This window comes from Actinomadura fibrosa, from assembly GCF_900659615.1.
Lineage (GTDB): Bacteria > Actinomycetota > Actinomycetes > Streptosporangiales > Streptosporangiaceae > Spirillospora > Spirillospora fibrosa.
The window spans coordinates 1-15,046 of record NZ_CAACUY010000041.1; the positions used below are offsets into that span (position 1 = coordinate 1).

Genomic DNA, 15,046 nt, shown 5'->3' on the forward strand with positions numbered 1-15,046 from the left:
TGTCCGGATCGACGTCGATCCTCGGCAGCGCGTCGTTCAGCCGCATGTCGGCCTTGGACAGCTCCCGGGTGCCGCGCACCGGCGCCAGCCGCCGCCGGAGGCGTCGCCATCGCCGCGGGGACCGGGCACCTGCCGGGCCAGGCGCCGTCTCCCGCACCGGCGCATCACACCCCCAAGATCACCGGGTTGGACGAGAACCACCTGGACCCGCACAAGGGCGCGCCCCGCACGCCGAACGCCCCGACCACGGCGGCGCCCAGCGGCGGCCGCCCGTCGAGCGGCGGCCCGCCGAACGGGAAGCCGGGCCGGTCGCAGCCGCCAGGGCAGGCGAAGCCCGAGCCCCCGGGGCAGACAAAGGAGCCGAAGAAGGCCAAGAAGCCCAAGAAGGCGAAGAAGTCGAAGAAGCCCAAGAACGAGAAGTCGGGCGACACCGCCGCGAAGTTCGGCGGCCGGGGCCCCGGCGCCGCGCCCGGCCGGAAGCGGGGCGGCAAGGCCCGCTAGGCGTCATCGTCTCCCTGGCCGCACCCGGCCATTGCCTACTTGCGGAACAAAGTATTCCGTTCTGATATCGTGGAGGCATCCACGCGGGCGGCGTCCGAGCCGTCCTTTCGGGAAGGAATCGCCATGATCCTGGTCATCGGTGCCACCGCCCACTTCGGCCGCCAGACCGTGGAGGCGCTGCTTGAGGCGGGCGAGCCGGTCCGGGCGCTGACGCGCGACCCGTCCACCGCGGACCTCCCGGCCGGGGCGGAGGTCGTGCGCGGCGACCTCGCCGACGCCTCGACGCTCGGCCCGGCGCTGGACGGCGTCACGGCCGCGTTCCTCGTCCTGCCCTACGGCCTGGACCCGGCCACGTTCCTCGGCGCGGCCCGCGACGCCGGGGTGCGGCGGATCGTGTTCCTGTCCTCCGGCGCCGTGATCGACGGCGCGGACCGGCAGCCGGACGTCATCGCGCGCTACCACGCCGGCGTGGAGCAGGCGATCGCCGCGAGCCGGGCGGACTGGACGTTCCTGCGGCTGCTCTTCCCCGCCATCAACGCCCTGGCGTTCGGCATGCAGCTCAAGGGCGGCGACGTGGTCCGCGCCCCGTACGCCGCCGCGACGAGCGCCCCCGTCCACGAGCGGGACGTCGCCGAGGTCGCCGCGCGCGTCCTCACCGACACCGGGCACAGCGGGCGGGCCTACGACCTCACCGGCCCGGCGTCGCTGACGCAGGCCGACCAGGTGCGCGTGCTCGGCGAGGCCCTCGGCCGCCCGCTGGTCTTCGAGGAGGTGCCGGACGGTCCGGTCCGCGAGCAGATGGCGCGGTTCATGGACGGCGACTTCGTCAACGCGCTGTTCGACCTGATGGCGGCCACGGTGGGCAAGCCCGCCGCGGTGACAAGCACCGTCGAGGAGATCACCGGCCGCCCCGCCCGGCCGTTCGCCGCGTGGGCGTCCGACCACGCCGCCGACTTCGCCTGAACCGCCGCCCGCCCCGGCTTCTAGGCCGCGACCTGCTCTGCGTGGCTCACGACATGGTCGATGAAGCCGTACTCGCGGGCCTCCTCGGCCGTGAACCACCGGTCGCGGTCGGAGTCGGCGGAGATCCGCTCCACCGGCTGGCCGGTGTGGAAGGCCACGCGCTCCTGGAAGATCCGCTTGGTGAACACCATGTTCTCCGCCTGGATCCTGATGTCGGACGCCGTGCCGCCGATGCCGCCCGACGGCTGGTGCATCAGGATCCGCGCGTGCGGCAGCGCGTAGCGCTTGCCCGGCGCGCCCGCGCACAGCAGGAACTGCCCCATCGACGCGGTGAAGCCCATCGACAGCGTCGCCACGTCGTTCGGGACGAACTGCATCACGTCGTAGATCGCCATCCCGGCGGTCACCGAGCCGCCGGGCGAGTTGATGTAGAGGTGGATGTCGCGGGTCCTGTCCTCCGCGGACAGCAGCAGGATCTCCCCGCAGATCCGGTTCGCGATCGCGTCGTCCACCTGCTGGCCGAGGACGATGATGCGCTGCCGCAGCAACCGCTGGAAGACGTGCTCGCCCGCGAGCCGCGCCGCGGCGTCGTCGGCTTCGGCCGCCGGACGGTGGAGGAGGTCATGGTTCATGCGTCCAGGAAAACCGCACGTCACGACCCGCGTCCAACAACTTCTTCCGCGCGGGTGACAACCTCGGGTTGTTAATCTGCGCCCCATGGATCCGGACCTGCCCGGCATGCGCGCCTTCGTCGCCGCCGCCGAGGAGCTGCACTTCGGACGGGCCGCGGCGCGCCTGTTCCTCACCCAGCAGGCCCTGTCCAAGCGGATCCGCCGTCTTGAGGACGCCCTCGCCACGCCGCTGTTCGAGCGCACCACCCGCACGGTCGCCCTCACCGCGGCCGGGCTGCGCCTCCTGCCCCTCGCCCGGGACGCGATCGCCGCGTTCGACACGGCCGTCGGCGAAGTCCGCGGCGTGCCCGCCCCGCTGCGCGTCGACGTCTACCACGAGCGGTTCACGCCGCTCGCCGCCATCCGCCGCGCGCTCGCCCCCGACCCGTCCCTCACGGTCGAGGCCACCATGCGCCAGGGGCTCGCCGCCGCCCTGCCCGCGCTGCTCCGCGGCGAGATCGACGCCGCGTTCGGCCGCGTCCACGACCTCGGCCGCCCCTGGCCCGGCGAGCTCGCCAGCCGCCCGTTCTCGTACGTCCCCCTGTACGCCTACGTCCTCGAAGGGCACCCGCTCGCGTCCCGGACGTCGCTGCCCGTCGCCGACCTCGCGTCCGCCGGGATCGCGATGCCCGACCCGGCGGGCTCGACGGAGTGGCACGGCTACCTGACCCGGTTCGCGGCCGAGTTCGGCGTCCCGCTGCGCTTCTCCGAACCGGCCGTGGGACTGCTCGGCTACCGCGACCTGATGGAGCGCGAACACCGCGCCGTCGCCATCGCGGAACGGGACATGGTGCTGCCGTTCGACGGCGACACCGTCCGGATCCCAATCGTCGCCCCCGTCCCCCTCTTCTCCTGGTCGATCGTCTGGCGGCGCCACGACCGCAATCCCCGGCTCCGGCGCCTGCTCGACCTCCTCGGACCACCGCCCCCGACTCCGGACGACCCGTCCTGCTGGCTGCCGTCCCCGGACCGGACAGGGCTGTGAGCGCCGCGTCCCCGCCCGGAGTCTCGGACGGGGACGCGCGGACGATCAGTGCACGGCGACAGGTCCCGGATCGGCGGGTTCGGCGGCGGGTGCGGCCGCGCGCGGCAGGGTGAGGGCGATCAGCAGCCCGGCGATCATCCCGGCCGCCGTCAGCAGCACCACGACGGACTCGCCGTGCGCGGTGGCGGAGCGCAGCGCCTCGCCGGTCTTGCCCCCGGTGCCGATCCCGGCGAGTGCGGTGAACACGGCCAGGCCGATGGCGTTGCCGAGGTTGAGGGCGGTCGAGGCGATGCCGTTGGCGACGCCCTGCTCCTGCGCCGCGGTCCCGGCCGCGGCGGCGATCCACATCGCCGTCCAGGCGATGCCCTGCCCCACGCCGGAGACGACGAGCCCGGGCACGAGCGTCCCGTAGCCTGCGTGGGCGTCGAAACCGAGCGCCATGGCCGCCGTGCCGGCGGCACCGACCGCGAAGCCGGTCAGCAGCGTCGGCCGCAGGCCGAACCGCATGGTCATCCGCTCGCCGAGCTGCGTGCCCGCAGCGATCGCGAGCGAGGGGACGAGGAAGGCGAACCCGGTCCGCAGGGCGCCGTAGCCGTGCACGCCCTGCATGAGCACGGTCAGGAAGTAGGGCAGCACGCCGAACGTCGCCATGTAGACGAACGTGATGCCCGTCCCGGCGGTGAGGCTGCGGTTGCGGAACAGCCGGAACGGCATGAGCGGGTCGGCGCTGCGCCGCTCCACGACCGCGAACGCCGCGAGCAGCACGGCGGCGAGCCCGGCCGCGCCGGCCACCGGCGGGCTGCCCCAGCCCAGCTCCGGCCCTTCGACCAGGGCGAACACCAGCAGCGTCGCGCCGCCGGTGACGGTCAGCGAGCCCGGCAGGTCGAACCGCCGCCGCTCCCGGCCGGCCGGGTCGCGCGGGATCACCGCGAGCGCCGCCAGCGCCACCAGCCCGGCCAGCGGGACGTTGACGTAGAAGACGGCGGGCCAGCCGAAGCCCTCGGTGAGCACCCCGCCGAGCAGCGCCCCGATCGTCAGGCCGCTGGCGCCCGCGCCGCCCCAGACCGCCAGCGCCCGGTTGCGCGGCGCCCCCTCGGCGAACAGCGTGTTGATCAGCGCGAGCGTGGCCGGGAGCAGCAGCGCGCCGCCGATCCCCTGCACCGCCCGCGCCGTGATGATCGTCGCGGGTGACGTCGCGAGGCCGCCCGCCAGCGACGAGACGGCGTAGAGGGCCAGCGCCAGCACGAAGACGCGGCGGCGTCCCAGCAGGTCGGACGCGCGCCCGCCGAACAGCAGGAACCCGCCGGCGAAGACCACGTAGGCGCTCACCACCAGTTGCTGGGTCTGGCCGGGGAAGCCGAGGTCCGCTCCGATCTCGGGGAGCGCGACGAAGACGATGTTCAGGTCCAGCGAGTAGACGAGCTGCGCGAGCGCCAGCAGGACGAGGATCCAGCCCGGCCGGCCCCCGCCCTCCTTCGAGAAAGCGGGCATGCCGAAGAAACCCTTCACGGATCAGGGGATGTCGCGCCGGGACCGCGATCGTCCCGACGTACTACTGTACGAATACTTACGTACAATCGAACGATCTGGCAAGGCGTGCGCGGACGATTGTTCGACCATCGCGGTACGGTGGGACCATGAGGTACCGCCACCCGGACCGCGACCAGATCCGCATCGACGGTGTCCTGTCGGCGCTGGGCCATCCGGTGCGGCTCGCCGCCGTCCGCGTGCTGGACGGCGGCGGCGAGCGGAACTGCGGCAGCGTGCTCGCCGAACTGGACATCAATGCCAAGTCGACGATGACCCACCACTGGCGCGTGCTGCGCGAGGGCGGCGTGATCTTCCAGGAGCCGTCCGGCCGGGAGAACCTCGTGACCCTGCGCCGCGACGATCTGGACGCCCGCTACCCGGGCCTCCTGGACGCCATCCTCGCGGGCGCCCGCACCGACACGTCCGCCATCTGACCTCCCAATCAGGGCCTGGTGTCCACCGATCGGTGGACACCAGGTACAGCCGATCGAGGCTGTCGGCGGTCCCATGCCCGCGACCAGCATTGACGTCATGACAGAAGTTGCTGAGCGGGCAGGCCGGAGGCCGGTGACCGGGCCGGACGAGGTGGTGCGGCTGGAGGCCGTGCGCAAGGTGTACGGCGGCTCCAAGCACGCCGTGACCGCGCTGGACGGGGTCACCCTCGGGTTCGAGCGCGGGACGTTCACCGCGGTGATGGGACCGTCCGGATCGGGCAAGAGCACGTTGCTGCACTGCGCGGCGGGCCTGGAGCGGCCGGCGTCGGGAGCGGTGCGGCTCGACGGGACGGACCTGGCGTCGCTCGGCGAGCGGGCGCTGACCCGGCTGCGGCGCGAGCGGATCGGGTTCGTGTTCCAGGCGTTCAACCTGCTGCCGGAACTGACCGTGGCGGACAACGTGACGCTGCCGCTGCGCCTGGCCGGGCGCAGGCCCGGCCGGGGCGCCGTGGACGGGGCGCTGGAGCGGGTCGGCCTCGGCGACCGGCGCGGGCACCGTCCGGCGGAGCTGTCAGGCGGGCAGCAGCAGCGGGTGGCGATCGCGCGGGCGCTGATCACCCGGCCCGCGGTGATCTTCGGTGACGAGCCGACGGGCGCGCTGGACACCGGCAACGCGCGGGCCGTCCTGGCGCTGCTGCGCGAGGTCGCCCGGGACGCAGGGCGGACGGTGGTGATGGTGACGCACGACCCGGTGGCCGCCGCGTACGCGGACCGGGTGGTGTTCCTGTCGGACGGCCGGGTCGCCGGCATGCTGAACCGTCCCACGCCCGAGCGGGTCGCCGAATGGCTGACCCGGCTGCCAGGCGAGGCGCCCGGTGGCGCGACCGAGACCGTGCGGGAGCTGTGGTGATCGGGATCGCGCTGCGCACGCTGCGCTTCCACAAGGGCGGGTTCGCCGCCTCGTTCGCCGCGATGTTCCTCGGCGCGGTGATCGTCATCGGCTGCGGCGGGCTGCTGGAGTCGGGGATCCACCGGGCGGCACCGCCGCAGCGGCTGGGCGCCGCCCCGATCGTGGTGACCGGGGACCAGCGCTACCACGGCACCGCGAGTGACGAGGTCTTCCCCGAAAGGGTCCGGCTGGACGCGGGACTGGCGGGCGAGCTGGCGTCCGTGCCGGGCGTGGCCGGTGTGGCAGCCGACGTGTCGTTCCCGGTCACGCTGCCCGGCGGCCGTCAGGTCACCGGGCACGGCTGGTCGTCTACCCGGCTCGGCCCGTCCACACTGACGCAGGGCTCGGCGCCGTCCGGAGACGGGCAGATCGCGCTGCCGGCAGGGCTCGGAATGCGTCCCGGCGAGACGGTCGAGGTCCTGGTTCACGGCGGCACCAAGCGCTACCAGGTGTCCGGCCTGGTCGGGGACGGCGCCTTCGTCTCGGACGCGGAAGCCGCGCGGCTCACCGGCCGCCCGAATCAGATCGACTCGCTCGGCCTGTTCACCGCCCCGGGAACGGACGTCGCGCAGGTGAAGCGGGCCGTCGCCAAGGCGGTCGACGGCCGGCAGGTCTCGGTGCTGACCGGCGACGAGCGGGGCCGCGCCGAGAACCCGGACGTCATGTCCGAAGGCGAGGACCTGATCCCCCTCGCCGCCGCGTTCGGCGGGCTGTCGGCGATGGTGACCGTGTTCGTGGTGGCCGCGACGCTGGGCCTGTCGATCCGCAGGCGGCAGCGGCAGACGGCGCTGCTGCGGGCCGTCGGCGCCACCCCCGGCCAGATCCGCCGCCTCCTCGTCGGCGAGACGCTGCTGCTCGCGGTGGCCGCCACCGCCCTGGCCTGCCTGCCCGGCCCGCACGCCGGGCGGTGGCTGCTCGCCGCGTTCGCCGAGGCCGGAGTCGTCCCGGACACCCTCGCCTACCGCGCCGGGAGCGTCCCGCTCATCGCCGGTGCGTGCACCGCGCTGCTCACCGCGCTCGGCGCCGCGTTCATCGCGGCCCACGCCGCGGCCCGCACCCGGCCCGTCGAGGCCCTGGCCGAGGCGTCCCTGGAGAAGCGCCGGTTCAGCAAGGTCCGCCTCGTCCTGGGGCTGGGGTTCGTGATCGGCGGCGCCGCGCTGGCGATGGGCACCATCGGGTCGGACGGCCCGGACGCGGCCGGAGTCGCCACCCCCGCCGCGATGGTGTGGACGGCCGGGTTCGCGCTGCTCGGACCGCTGCTGTCCAGGGCCGTCACGGCGGCACTGCGACGCCCGCTGCGCGCCGCGACCGGATACGCCGGCCACCTGGCCACCGAGAACGCCCGGGCCCGCACCGCCCGGCTGACCGGCGCGGTCCTGCCGGTCATGCTGGCCGCCGGTCTCGCGCTGGCGCTCGTCTACATGCAGACCACGCAGACGAAGGGGTCGCGTGAGGTGTTCGAGGACGGCCTGCGCGCCGACCTGGCGGTCACCTCACCCTCGGGCCTGGCACCGGACACGGTCGACCGGATCGCCCGCCAGCCCGGCGTCACCGCCGCTTCCGCGCAGGTCACCAGCACCGGCTACATCGAGCCCGCCGAACTCGCCGGGCCGCTCGTCCACAAGGGCGACGCGGGCGAGGACGCCCCGCAGCCGCCCACGATGTCGCTGCTCGGCGTCACCGCCGCCGGAGTGACCGCGACCACGGCGTTCCGCGCCACCAGCGGCGACCTGGGCGCCCTGGACGGCGCGACGGTCGCCCTGCCCGAGCGGTACGCCGCCCCGTACCGGATCGGCGACACGGTCCCGATGCGGCTCGGCGACGGCAGCCGCGCCGCCCTCAGGCTGGTCGCCACCGTCCGGTCCCGGCCCGGCTACGAGACCGCGCTCCTGCCCGCACGAACCCTCCTGCCCCACACCGACAGCGGGCTCGTCCCGCAGATCCTCGTGACCGCCGCCCCCGGCACCGACCGCGCCCAGCTCGCTCGCGCGCTCACCCAGAGCCAACCCGGCCTGCGCGTGATCGACCGCGGTGCGCTGTCGGCCCTGCGCGCCGACCAGGACGAGACCCAGGCGTGGATGTCCTGGCTGGTCCTCGCCGTCGTCGTCGGCTACGCCGCGATCGCCCTGGTCAACGCCCAGATCGTCGCGACCGGCGAGCGGCGGCGCGAGTTCGGGCTGCTGCGGCTCGCCGGCGCCGCCCGCCGGCAGGTCCTGCACATGATGGCGGTGGAGGCCGTCCTGGTCACCGCGGCCGGGATCGCGGCGGGACTGCTGGTCGCCGCGGCGACCCTGGTGCCGCTGAGCCTGAGCGTCCTCGGCGGCCCCGTCCCGTACGGCTCCCCCTGGATCCTCGCCACAGTGATCACCGCCGCACTCGCCCTCACCCTGGCCGCCACACTCCTGCCCACGCTGGCCCTGCTACGCGACCGCCCCGGCAGCGCGATCACAGGCACCCGGCAATAGCCGCCGCACCCCGTCCGCCCGTACGGTCGCCGCACCGTACGGGCGAACGGCCATCAGCCACGAAGGTCGTCGACGAGCTCCTGGATACGCCCCCGCGCCCAAGCACCCCGTCCCGAGTCCGCTCCCGTGACCAGTGACAACAGCGCGGCAAGCCCCCACCCACGCCCCCTCGCCCAAGCCGCTTCGTCAGCACCCACCGCCGCGCGATAAACGTCCCTGGCACCGGCGGGGAAGACCAACCACGCGGCCAGCAGATCGCACGCCGGATCACCGACGGCGAGCGTCCCGAAGTCGATGACGGCGCTCAACCGCCCGTCCCGGACGAGCAGGTTGCCGACATCAAGATCCCCATGAACCCACACCGGCGGACGATCCCACGCTGGGCGTGCAAAGCCGCCTCCCAAACAGCGCTCACCGCACCGACGTCGATCCCGCCGTCCAGCGCCGCGATCGCCGGACGAACCCGCTCGTCCCTGGCCAGCGAGTCCGCGGGATCACCCATGGGCACCCCGCGGAACGCGTTGCTCCACTCCGGAGGCGGACCACCGTCCGCGTCGATGCCGCGCAGCGCCACCACGAATCGCCCGAGATCCCGCGCTGCCGCTATCGGGTCGGCGATGCGCTCAGGCGTCGCGCGTTCCCCGTCCAGCCACCGGTAGATCGACCACGGGAACGGATAGCCCTCACCGGGCACACCCTTCGCGAGCGGTGCGGGGACGGGCAGCGGAAGATGCGGCGCCAGCCTCGGCAGCCATCGATGCTCCCGCTCGACCTGCCCCACCCACCGCTCGAACCGGGGCAGCCGCACCGACATGCGGTCGCCCAGCCGGTAGGTCGCGTTGTCCATGCCGGACGCGGGAACGGGCACGATCGGCAACCCCGCCCACTCCGGGAATTGCGCCGCCAGCAACCGCCGAACGAGGCCGACGTCCGTGCGGACCTCACCAGGACGCCGCTCCGTCACAGGGCACTCCCGAGCTGGCTGGCTGTTGCGGGCCCCTCATCTCACCGAGCCGGGCGGCGGCGCGTCCAACCGTTTAAACAGCGCGAGGCCCCGGCGACGGATCGCCGGGGCCTCGCGTACGTAGTGGTCGATGTGTGGGTCGCCTCTCGGCGAGTGGCACAACGCGGCTCCAGCCGAACGGTATTCCGCGAAGGCAATAGGTGAGGCCCGGGGACACCAGGCACACCGACCATCACATGTAACCACCACCCCACCCCCAGCATTCCCGCCCGCCAAGACATCGGCGGAGACAGGCGGCGCACATGGCGACCGGGCCGATGCACGCGGACGCGAACCTGGTCAGCTGGGGCCGGTGGTGTCGCCATGGTCGGCGTCCCAGCGGGCGCGGGCGTCGACGAGTGCGTCCTTGTGGTCGCGGGACCAGTCGGCGAGATGCTGGATAACGTCGGCGAAGGTGCGTCCCATCGAGGTGAGCCGATAGTCGGTCTGCGGTGGGATGGTCGGATAGGCGGTCCGTTCGACGAGACCGTCCCGGCAGAGCCGCTTGGTCGTCAGCGTCAGCATCCGCTGGGAGATCCCGGGGACGGCCCGCTCCAGCTCGCGGAACCGGCGCACGCCCTTCGACAGTTCCACGACGACCAGGACCGACCACCGGTCACCGAGCCGGTCGAGCACCTCCCGGATGCCGCAGTCGTCGTCGCCGCAGGGACCGAGGGCCGCGTCCGCCTGGGAACTCACATCGGTGTTCGTCACTGACATCGAAATGCCTCCTTACCGCGCCGGCGATTCGCCCGGATGCTTGGTTTCCGCCCGCATCGCTCAACGTAGGAAGTGGTTCGATGATTCTCGTGACCGGCGTCTCCGGGGCGCTCGGCGGTCTGATCCTGGACGGTCTGTCCGCGATTCACGGCCTGGAAGTGGCAGCAGGCACTCGCTCCGGTGACGGGAGAACGGCGCGCCGCATCGACTTCGACGCGCCCGCCGACCTGGCCGACGGCTTCCATGGCGTGGACGTCCTGGTCTTCGTCTCCGCCGGATACGCCGAGGACGACGTGGTCCTGGCCCGTCATGGCGCGGTGGTCGACGCGGCGGCCGCGGCGGGCGTCCGGCATGTCATCTACACGAGCCTGGCCGGCTCGGCCGACCTGACGACTCTCGCCCTCGCGCACCGCTGGACGGAGGAACGCCTGACCGCGGCCCCGTTCGACGTGACGATCCTGCGCAACGGCCTGTACGCCGAAGTGCCCGTGGGACTGGCCATGGTGGGTGCCGCCTCCGCCGCCGAGACCGGTGTCTTCGCCGCGGCGCTCGGACAGGGCCGAGTGTCCGTGGTCGCCAGGGAGGACCTGGCGGACGTGGCCGTCCGTGTCGCAGCCGAGACGCAGGAGCATCTCGCCGCGAACAGGCGCAGTCCTCACGCCGCCAGGACATATGAGCTGGAGGGCGTCACCGCTGTCGGCGGCCACGACATCGCCGAGGTGCTCACCGAAACGCTCGGCCGCCCGGTCCGCTACCGTCCGGTCGCACTCGGCGAGGCACGGAAAGAACTGGAGGGCTTCGGCCTTGAGCCCTACCAGGCCATGCACACGCTCTCGCTGTTCTCCAACATCGGCGCAGGCCGCCTGCAAGCCCGGGCCACGGACCTGAACGACCTGCTGGAGAAGGAACCTCGGCCCGTCCGGGACCTCTTCGTCAGAGCCGTCGAGGCGGGCGGGTACCAGTCCCAGTCGGTCAATGCCCGGCAGGCCCCGCGGTCAGGTTAGACAGCGCGAGGCCCCGGCGACGGATCGCCGGGGCCTCGCATACGTAGTGGCCGATGTGCGGGTCGCCTCTCGGCGAGTGGCACAACACGGCTCCAGCCAAACGGTATTCCGCGAAGGCAAAAGGTGAGGCCCGGGGACACCAGGCACACCGACCATCACATGTAACCACCACCCCCGCCCTGACATTCCCGTCCACCAAGGCGCTATCCGAGCGTGAGCATTGCCTCCGCGACCTCGGCGACCGCCGTATCGGGGATCGCGGTGGCGGCCTCCGGGAGGACGAGCAGCCGTGCCCCGGGGATCTCGCGCGCGATCGCCTCGCCGTTGCCGACGGGGAAGAACGGGTCACGGCGACCGTGGACGACGAGCGTGGGGACCCCGATGTCCGGCAGGCGCTCCCGCCACCTGGGCGTGCAGTCGAGTTTGGAGAACACCATGCCCAGCTGGTTGGCCATCTGGACCGGAGGTGCGGTACCGGGCGTGCGGTCCCAGATGCGCGCCGCGGTCGCGCGAGCGGCGGCCGGGTCGTCGCCGAAGATCTCCGCCCCGGCGGCGGCGAACTCCGCGACCGCCTCGCGGTCGGCCCAGTCGGGCATCGGACGCGCGAACAACCGGCCCATCGTCGCCTGGTCATGGTCGGGAAGGTCATCGTCCGTCGGGCCAGGGGCGACCGCGCGGGTGCCGACCAGGGTGAGCGCCGAGAACGCATCCGGACGGTCGAGCACGGCCACCTGGGCGACCATCCCGCCGACGCCGATGCCCGCGAGGTGCGCGGGTCCCCCGCCGAGCGCGTCGACGAGGGCCACCGCGTCGGCGGCGAGGTCGCGCAGCGTGTAGGCGGGCGCCTCCGGGTCCACCGTCGTCGACTCCCCGCTGTCGCGCAGGTCGTAGCGCACCGCACGGCGCCCGCCCGCAGCGAGGCGCTCGCAGAGCGCGTCGGGCCAGGAGAGCATGGTCGTCCCACCCGCGAGCAGGACGAGCGGCGCGCCGTCGTCACCGAACGACTCGATGCCCAGAGTGATCCCGTGCGCTGTGGTCAGGTGATTCATGCCAGGGCAGACCCGATCAGCCGTCCAAACTCATCGCCCACGCTGATGGGCGCGGACGTTACGACGTCGATCAGGTAGCGCGAAGCCCCGGCGACGGATCGCCAGGGCTTCGCACCACCCCGCCCCAGCGCGGTGCGAACGGGGCTGGTTTCGGCCGATCAGCCGTGCCGGGTCGGCCGATAGGTCAGCACCTGCGTGTGGCCGTCGAACGTCCGGGCCTGGAGCAGTTCGAGGTCGAAGTCGTCGGCACCGTCGAAGACCCGGTCCACGCCGGTCGCCCCGGAGATCACCGGGAAGATCGTCACCTCGATGGCGTCGACCAGACCGGCGTTCAGCAGCGTCCGGTTGAGCGCCAGGCTGCCGTGCGAGCGCAGCGGCACATTGGACTCGGCCTTGAGCCGGGCGACCACCTCGACCGGGTCGCCGGACTCGATCGTCGCGTCCGGCCAGTCGAGCGGCTCGGTCAGCCGGCTGGACAGCACCGTGACCGGGGAGTCGAACATGCGCGTGATCCACTCGTCGAACCCGCTGCGGTCGAAGCCCGGGGCGAGGAACGGCGCGTTGGAGGAGTAGGTCTTCGCTCCCAGCACCATGCGCAGCGGGTCGCGGTAGGCGGCGGCGCGGTGGGCGAGGAACTCGGGACCCTGCTTGCCCCAGTAGCCGCCCCAGTCGCCCTCGTGGTTGGCGTAGCCGTCGAGCGTGGAGAAGATGTCGAAGGTGTAGGTGGCGCTCATGATGACTCCTGCGGGACGAGGTTCGTGCCGCCCTTGCGGCGGCCTCACCCCTGCTACGAACACCACCGCCCCAACCCGACACATCTCCCAGAAGTTCTTTCAGGAACCTTCTGGACGCCATGGACGCGGATGTCGGGCTACCCCGCGCACAGACAGCGCGAGACCCGGCGACGGCTCGCCGACGCCTCGCGTACATAGCGGCCGACGTCCTTGAGGGAAGACGTTCCGCCCTTACCCAGCGTCCTTCAGCCTCGCGAGCAGCGCATCCCAGTCCCGCGCACTCAACCAAAGCCGCCCGCCCTGGGGATCTGTGGAATCCCGGACGCCCACCGTTCCTGGCAGCGCGGCCACCTCCACACACTGGTGCTCCCCATGAGTGCCGCTGTAGCTGCTCTTACGCCATTGCTCCACGGGAATCGTCGTCGTTGCTGACATCATCGAACTCCTCTGCGGCGCGCTTGATGATCTGCCGGGACTCAGTCGGCGGATACGCGAGTTCTTGCAGGTCACGGAAGGTCTGCCGATAGGGCTCGACCTCCTCTTCGTCCTCGATGCAGATGCTGCGGGTACGGCTGTCGATCAGCACGACGGTGAAGTCGCCCATCTCAACATCGAGCATGGTGAACGCCCCGTCCAGCCCCGGATGTTTGACGGTTCCCGTCGGGAAGACCTGCACGTTGATGTTGTCGCAATCCATGGCGTCCACCACGTGCATGAGCTGAGCCCGCATCACAGCGCGGCCTCCCAATCGCTGCCGGAGCGCGGTGTCCCCGAGGACCACATCGAGCTTGAGCGGATTCTGCCGGGTGAGCGCGTCCTTACGAGCCATCCGGTATTCCACCGCCTGGTCGATGTCGACCCCGGGTAGGGGTGAAACCGACTGCATGACGGCGCGGGTGTAGTCGGCGGTCTGCAGCAGACCCGGAACGAGCAGCGGTTCGTACGCTCGGACCGCTCGGGAGTCCTGTTCGAGACGGATGAACTCGTTCGCCCGGCTCGCCGCCCCGACCGCCGCGTGCCGTTTGACCCAGTCGCGTGAGCGGCCCGCCGAGGCGAGACCGATCATCGATGTCCACAGGTCGTCGCTTTCGCTGACGCCGTACATCATCAGGATGTAGGTGACCTCGTGCGCGCGGGTGATGACCTGGGCGTTCTCCATCCGGTTGAGGGCCGACTTCGAGATCATGAGGAGCGCGGCGGCCTGGTCGAGCGTGAGGTCGCGTTCCTCGCGGAGTTTCCTGAGCTGGACACCGAGCCGCTTGATGCGGACGGTGGGTGGTCGTTTCGCCATATCACCAAGTGTGCTCATCTGGCCACGCTCTGTCTCGACTTCCTCAAGATGGGGATATCCCGCTTTCTTCGTTTCCCGAAGTCGCCGATTCCCTCTCTTGGCCGAGCCGATTGCGCCCTCTGACCTGCCGATTCATCCTGGCGACTACGTCACGCAGAGGAGTGGGGCAATGACGACAAGTAGTGGATGTTCGGGGGGATTTCTCGGTCCTCGGGGGCTGATCGGGTGGGTTGTCGGGGGTGTGGGGGCATGAGGTTGCTGGGGACGGTTCGGCTTCCCGGGGTGGCGGCTTCGGCTCCTCGGGCGCGGAGGTTCGTGCGGGAGCTTCTGCCGCAGGTCGATGGTGAGGCCATGGCCGACATCGCGCTCTGCGTGGACGAGTTGGTCGCGAACGCCTGCGAGCACACGGCGTCCGGGACGGGCGGGCAGGTCACGGTCGTCGTGAGCGCGACGCGGGACGTCCTGCGGATCACGGTTCTCGATCAAGGCGGCACGCTGGGCAAACCGTGCGTGCGGACCGATCTCTGTGCGGAGGACGGGCGCGGGCTGCTGCTCGTCGAGGCGTTGTCCACAGCCTGGGGATGTCATCCGGCGCTCAACGGCACGGCAGTGTGGGCGGAGTTCCGCATGGTCCCGCCCCTGAGCGGGGACGCGGAGATCGACGGCGGCCGGGGGCCGTGGCGGAGGGGATGACCAGGTCGTGGCCGCGGTGGAGTGTCGGAGGGGCACGGCATGCTGGCCGGACGA

17 protein-coding genes are annotated in these 15,046 nt (G+C 72.2%); 8 read left to right on the top strand and 9 right to left on the bottom strand.

Going from position 1 to position 15,046, the window contains the following annotated elements; genetic code table 11:
- Positions 1-186: 186 nt before the first annotated feature.
- A complete protein-coding gene (locus tag E1300_RS16750) occupies positions 187-501 on the top strand; it encodes a hypothetical protein (RefSeq protein ID WP_131757937.1) in 315 nt (104 codons plus the stop codon).
- Between the two features lie 123 nt (positions 502-624).
- Positions 625-1,464, top strand: a complete 840-nt coding sequence (locus tag E1300_RS16755) for an NAD(P)H-binding protein (RefSeq protein WP_131757938.1) — start codon at positions 625-627, stop codon at positions 1,462-1,464.
- A gap of 20 nt (positions 1,465-1,484) precedes the next feature.
- Here the strand turns inward: E1300_RS16755 and E1300_RS16760 are convergent, their stop codons facing one another.
- Entirely contained in the window at positions 1,485-2,096 is a 612-nt protein-coding gene (locus tag E1300_RS16760) for an ATP-dependent Clp protease proteolytic subunit (protein ID WP_131757939.1), read from the bottom strand.
- 85 nt (positions 2,097-2,181) lie between these two features.
- Between E1300_RS16760 and E1300_RS16765 the strand changes: the two genes are divergently transcribed.
- On the top strand, positions 2,182-3,120 hold the full coding sequence (locus tag E1300_RS16765) for a LysR family transcriptional regulator (protein ID WP_131757940.1): 939 nt from the start codon (positions 2,182-2,184) through the stop codon (positions 3,118-3,120).
- A gap of 45 nt (positions 3,121-3,165) precedes the next feature.
- Here E1300_RS16765 and E1300_RS16770 read toward each other — a convergent pair whose 3' ends face one another.
- Entirely contained in the window at positions 3,166-4,611 is a 1,446-nt protein-coding gene (locus tag E1300_RS16770) for an MFS transporter (protein WP_131757941.1), read from the bottom strand.
- Between the two features lie 146 nt (positions 4,612-4,757).
- Here E1300_RS16770 and E1300_RS16775 point away from each other — a divergent pair, with 146 nt between their 5' ends.
- The 3 genes from E1300_RS16775 (at position 4,758) to E1300_RS16785 (ending at position 8,498) form a co-directional block, all read left to right on the top strand.
- Positions 4,758-5,084, top strand: coding sequence for an ArsR/SmtB family transcription factor (locus E1300_RS16775; RefSeq protein WP_131757942.1), 327 nt, complete (start codon positions 4,758-4,760; stop codon positions 5,082-5,084).
- 97 nt (positions 5,085-5,181) lie between these two features.
- Complete coding sequence (locus tag E1300_RS16780) at positions 5,182-5,994, top strand: ABC transporter ATP-binding protein (protein ID WP_131757943.1); 813 nt, start codon at positions 5,182-5,184, stop codon at positions 5,992-5,994.
- A complete protein-coding gene (locus E1300_RS16785; RefSeq protein WP_165502870.1) occupies positions 5,991-8,498 on the top strand; it encodes an FtsX-like permease family protein in 2,508 nt (835 codons plus the stop codon). The genes E1300_RS16780 and E1300_RS16785 overlap by 4 nt, the downstream gene beginning before the upstream one ends.
- 53 nt (positions 8,499-8,551) lie before the next feature.
- On the opposite strand, the gene E1300_RS53440 is transcribed toward E1300_RS16785, so the two are convergent.
- The 3 genes from E1300_RS53440 to E1300_RS16795 form a co-directional block, all read right to left on the bottom strand.
- Positions 8,552-8,860, bottom strand: a complete 309-nt coding sequence (locus E1300_RS53440; RefSeq protein ID WP_278045362.1) for a phosphotransferase — start codon at positions 8,858-8,860, stop codon at positions 8,552-8,554.
- Entirely contained in the window at positions 8,803-9,462 is a 660-nt protein-coding gene (locus E1300_RS53445; RefSeq protein ID WP_278045363.1) for a phosphotransferase, read from the bottom strand. The genes E1300_RS53440 and E1300_RS53445 overlap by 58 nt, the downstream gene beginning before the upstream one ends.
- Positions 9,463-9,801: 339 nt before the next feature.
- A complete protein-coding gene (locus tag E1300_RS16795; RefSeq protein ID WP_131757945.1) occupies positions 9,802-10,221 on the bottom strand; it encodes a winged helix-turn-helix transcriptional regulator in 420 nt (139 codons plus the stop codon).
- Positions 10,222-10,301: 80 nt separating this feature from the next.
- On the opposite strand from E1300_RS16795, the gene E1300_RS16800 reads away from it, so the two are divergent.
- The gene (locus E1300_RS16800) at positions 10,302-11,225 is read left to right on the top strand and encodes an NAD(P)H-binding protein (RefSeq protein ID WP_131757946.1); all 924 of its coding nucleotides are present in this window, start codon (positions 10,302-10,304) and stop codon (positions 11,223-11,225) included.
- A 203-nt stretch (positions 11,226-11,428) separates the two neighbouring features.
- Here E1300_RS16800 and E1300_RS16805 read toward each other — a convergent pair whose 3' ends face one another.
- From E1300_RS16805 to E1300_RS16820, 4 genes are all read right to left on the bottom strand, one after another.
- Positions 11,429-12,274, bottom strand: coding sequence for an alpha/beta fold hydrolase (locus tag E1300_RS16805; protein WP_207399784.1), 846 nt, complete (start codon positions 12,272-12,274; stop codon positions 11,429-11,431).
- Positions 12,275-12,432: 158 nt separating this feature from the next.
- Entirely contained in the window at positions 12,433-13,008 is a 576-nt protein-coding gene (locus tag E1300_RS16810) for a dihydrofolate reductase family protein (RefSeq protein ID WP_131757947.1), read from the bottom strand.
- A 231-nt stretch (positions 13,009-13,239) separates the two neighbouring features.
- A complete protein-coding gene (locus tag E1300_RS16815) occupies positions 13,240-13,446 on the bottom strand; it encodes a DUF397 domain-containing protein (protein ID WP_306440661.1) in 207 nt (68 codons plus the stop codon).
- Positions 13,403-14,317, bottom strand: coding sequence for a helix-turn-helix domain-containing protein (locus tag E1300_RS16820; protein ID WP_131757948.1), 915 nt, complete (start codon positions 14,315-14,317; stop codon positions 13,403-13,405). The genes E1300_RS16815 and E1300_RS16820 overlap by 44 nt, the downstream gene beginning before the upstream one ends.
- Positions 14,318-14,548: 231 nt before the next feature.
- On the opposite strand from E1300_RS16820, the gene E1300_RS16825 reads away from it, so the two are divergent.
- Entirely contained in the window at positions 14,549-14,992 is a 444-nt protein-coding gene (locus E1300_RS16825) for an ATP-binding protein (protein WP_278045364.1), read from the top strand.
- Positions 14,993-15,046: the final 54 nt, after the last annotated feature.

Bases quoted from the DNA above. Each gene is read 5' to 3' on its own strand.
- E1300_RS16810 (WP_131757947.1), bottom strand. From the start codon at position 13,008: ATGAGCGCCACCTACACCTTCGACATCTTCTCCACGCTCGACGGCTAC.
- E1300_RS16820 (WP_131757948.1), bottom strand. From the start codon at position 14,317: ATGAGCACACTTGGTGATATGGCGAAACGACCACCCACCGTCCGCATC.
- E1300_RS16815 (WP_306440661.1), bottom strand. From the start codon at position 13,446: ATGATGTCAGCAACGACGACGATTCCCGTGGAGCAATGGCGTAAGAGC.
- E1300_RS16755 (WP_131757938.1), top strand. From the start codon at position 625: ATGATCCTGGTCATCGGTGCCACCGCCCACTTCGGCCGCCAGACCGTG.
- E1300_RS16775 (WP_131757942.1), top strand. From the start codon at position 4,758: ATGAGGTACCGCCACCCGGACCGCGACCAGATCCGCATCGACGGTGTC.
- E1300_RS16765 (WP_131757940.1), top strand. From the start codon at position 2,182: ATGGATCCGGACCTGCCCGGCATGCGCGCCTTCGTCGCCGCCGCCGAG.
- E1300_RS16795 (WP_131757945.1), bottom strand. From the start codon at position 10,221: ATGTCAGTGACGAACACCGATGTGAGTTCCCAGGCGGACGCGGCCCTC.
- E1300_RS16770 (WP_131757941.1), bottom strand. From the start codon at position 4,611: ATGCCCGCTTTCTCGAAGGAGGGCGGGGGCCGGCCGGGCTGGATCCTC.
- E1300_RS16780 (WP_131757943.1), top strand. From the start codon at position 5,182: ATGACAGAAGTTGCTGAGCGGGCAGGCCGGAGGCCGGTGACCGGGCCG.
- E1300_RS16760 (WP_131757939.1), bottom strand. From the start codon at position 2,096: ATGAACCATGACCTCCTCCACCGTCCGGCGGCCGAAGCCGACGACGCC.
- E1300_RS16825 (WP_278045364.1), top strand. From the start codon at position 14,549: ATGAGGTTGCTGGGGACGGTTCGGCTTCCCGGGGTGGCGGCTTCGGCT.
- E1300_RS16805 (WP_207399784.1), bottom strand. From the start codon at position 12,274: ATGAATCACCTGACCACAGCGCACGGGATCACTCTGGGCATCGAGTCG.
- E1300_RS16800 (WP_131757946.1), top strand. From the start codon at position 10,302: ATGATTCTCGTGACCGGCGTCTCCGGGGCGCTCGGCGGTCTGATCCTG.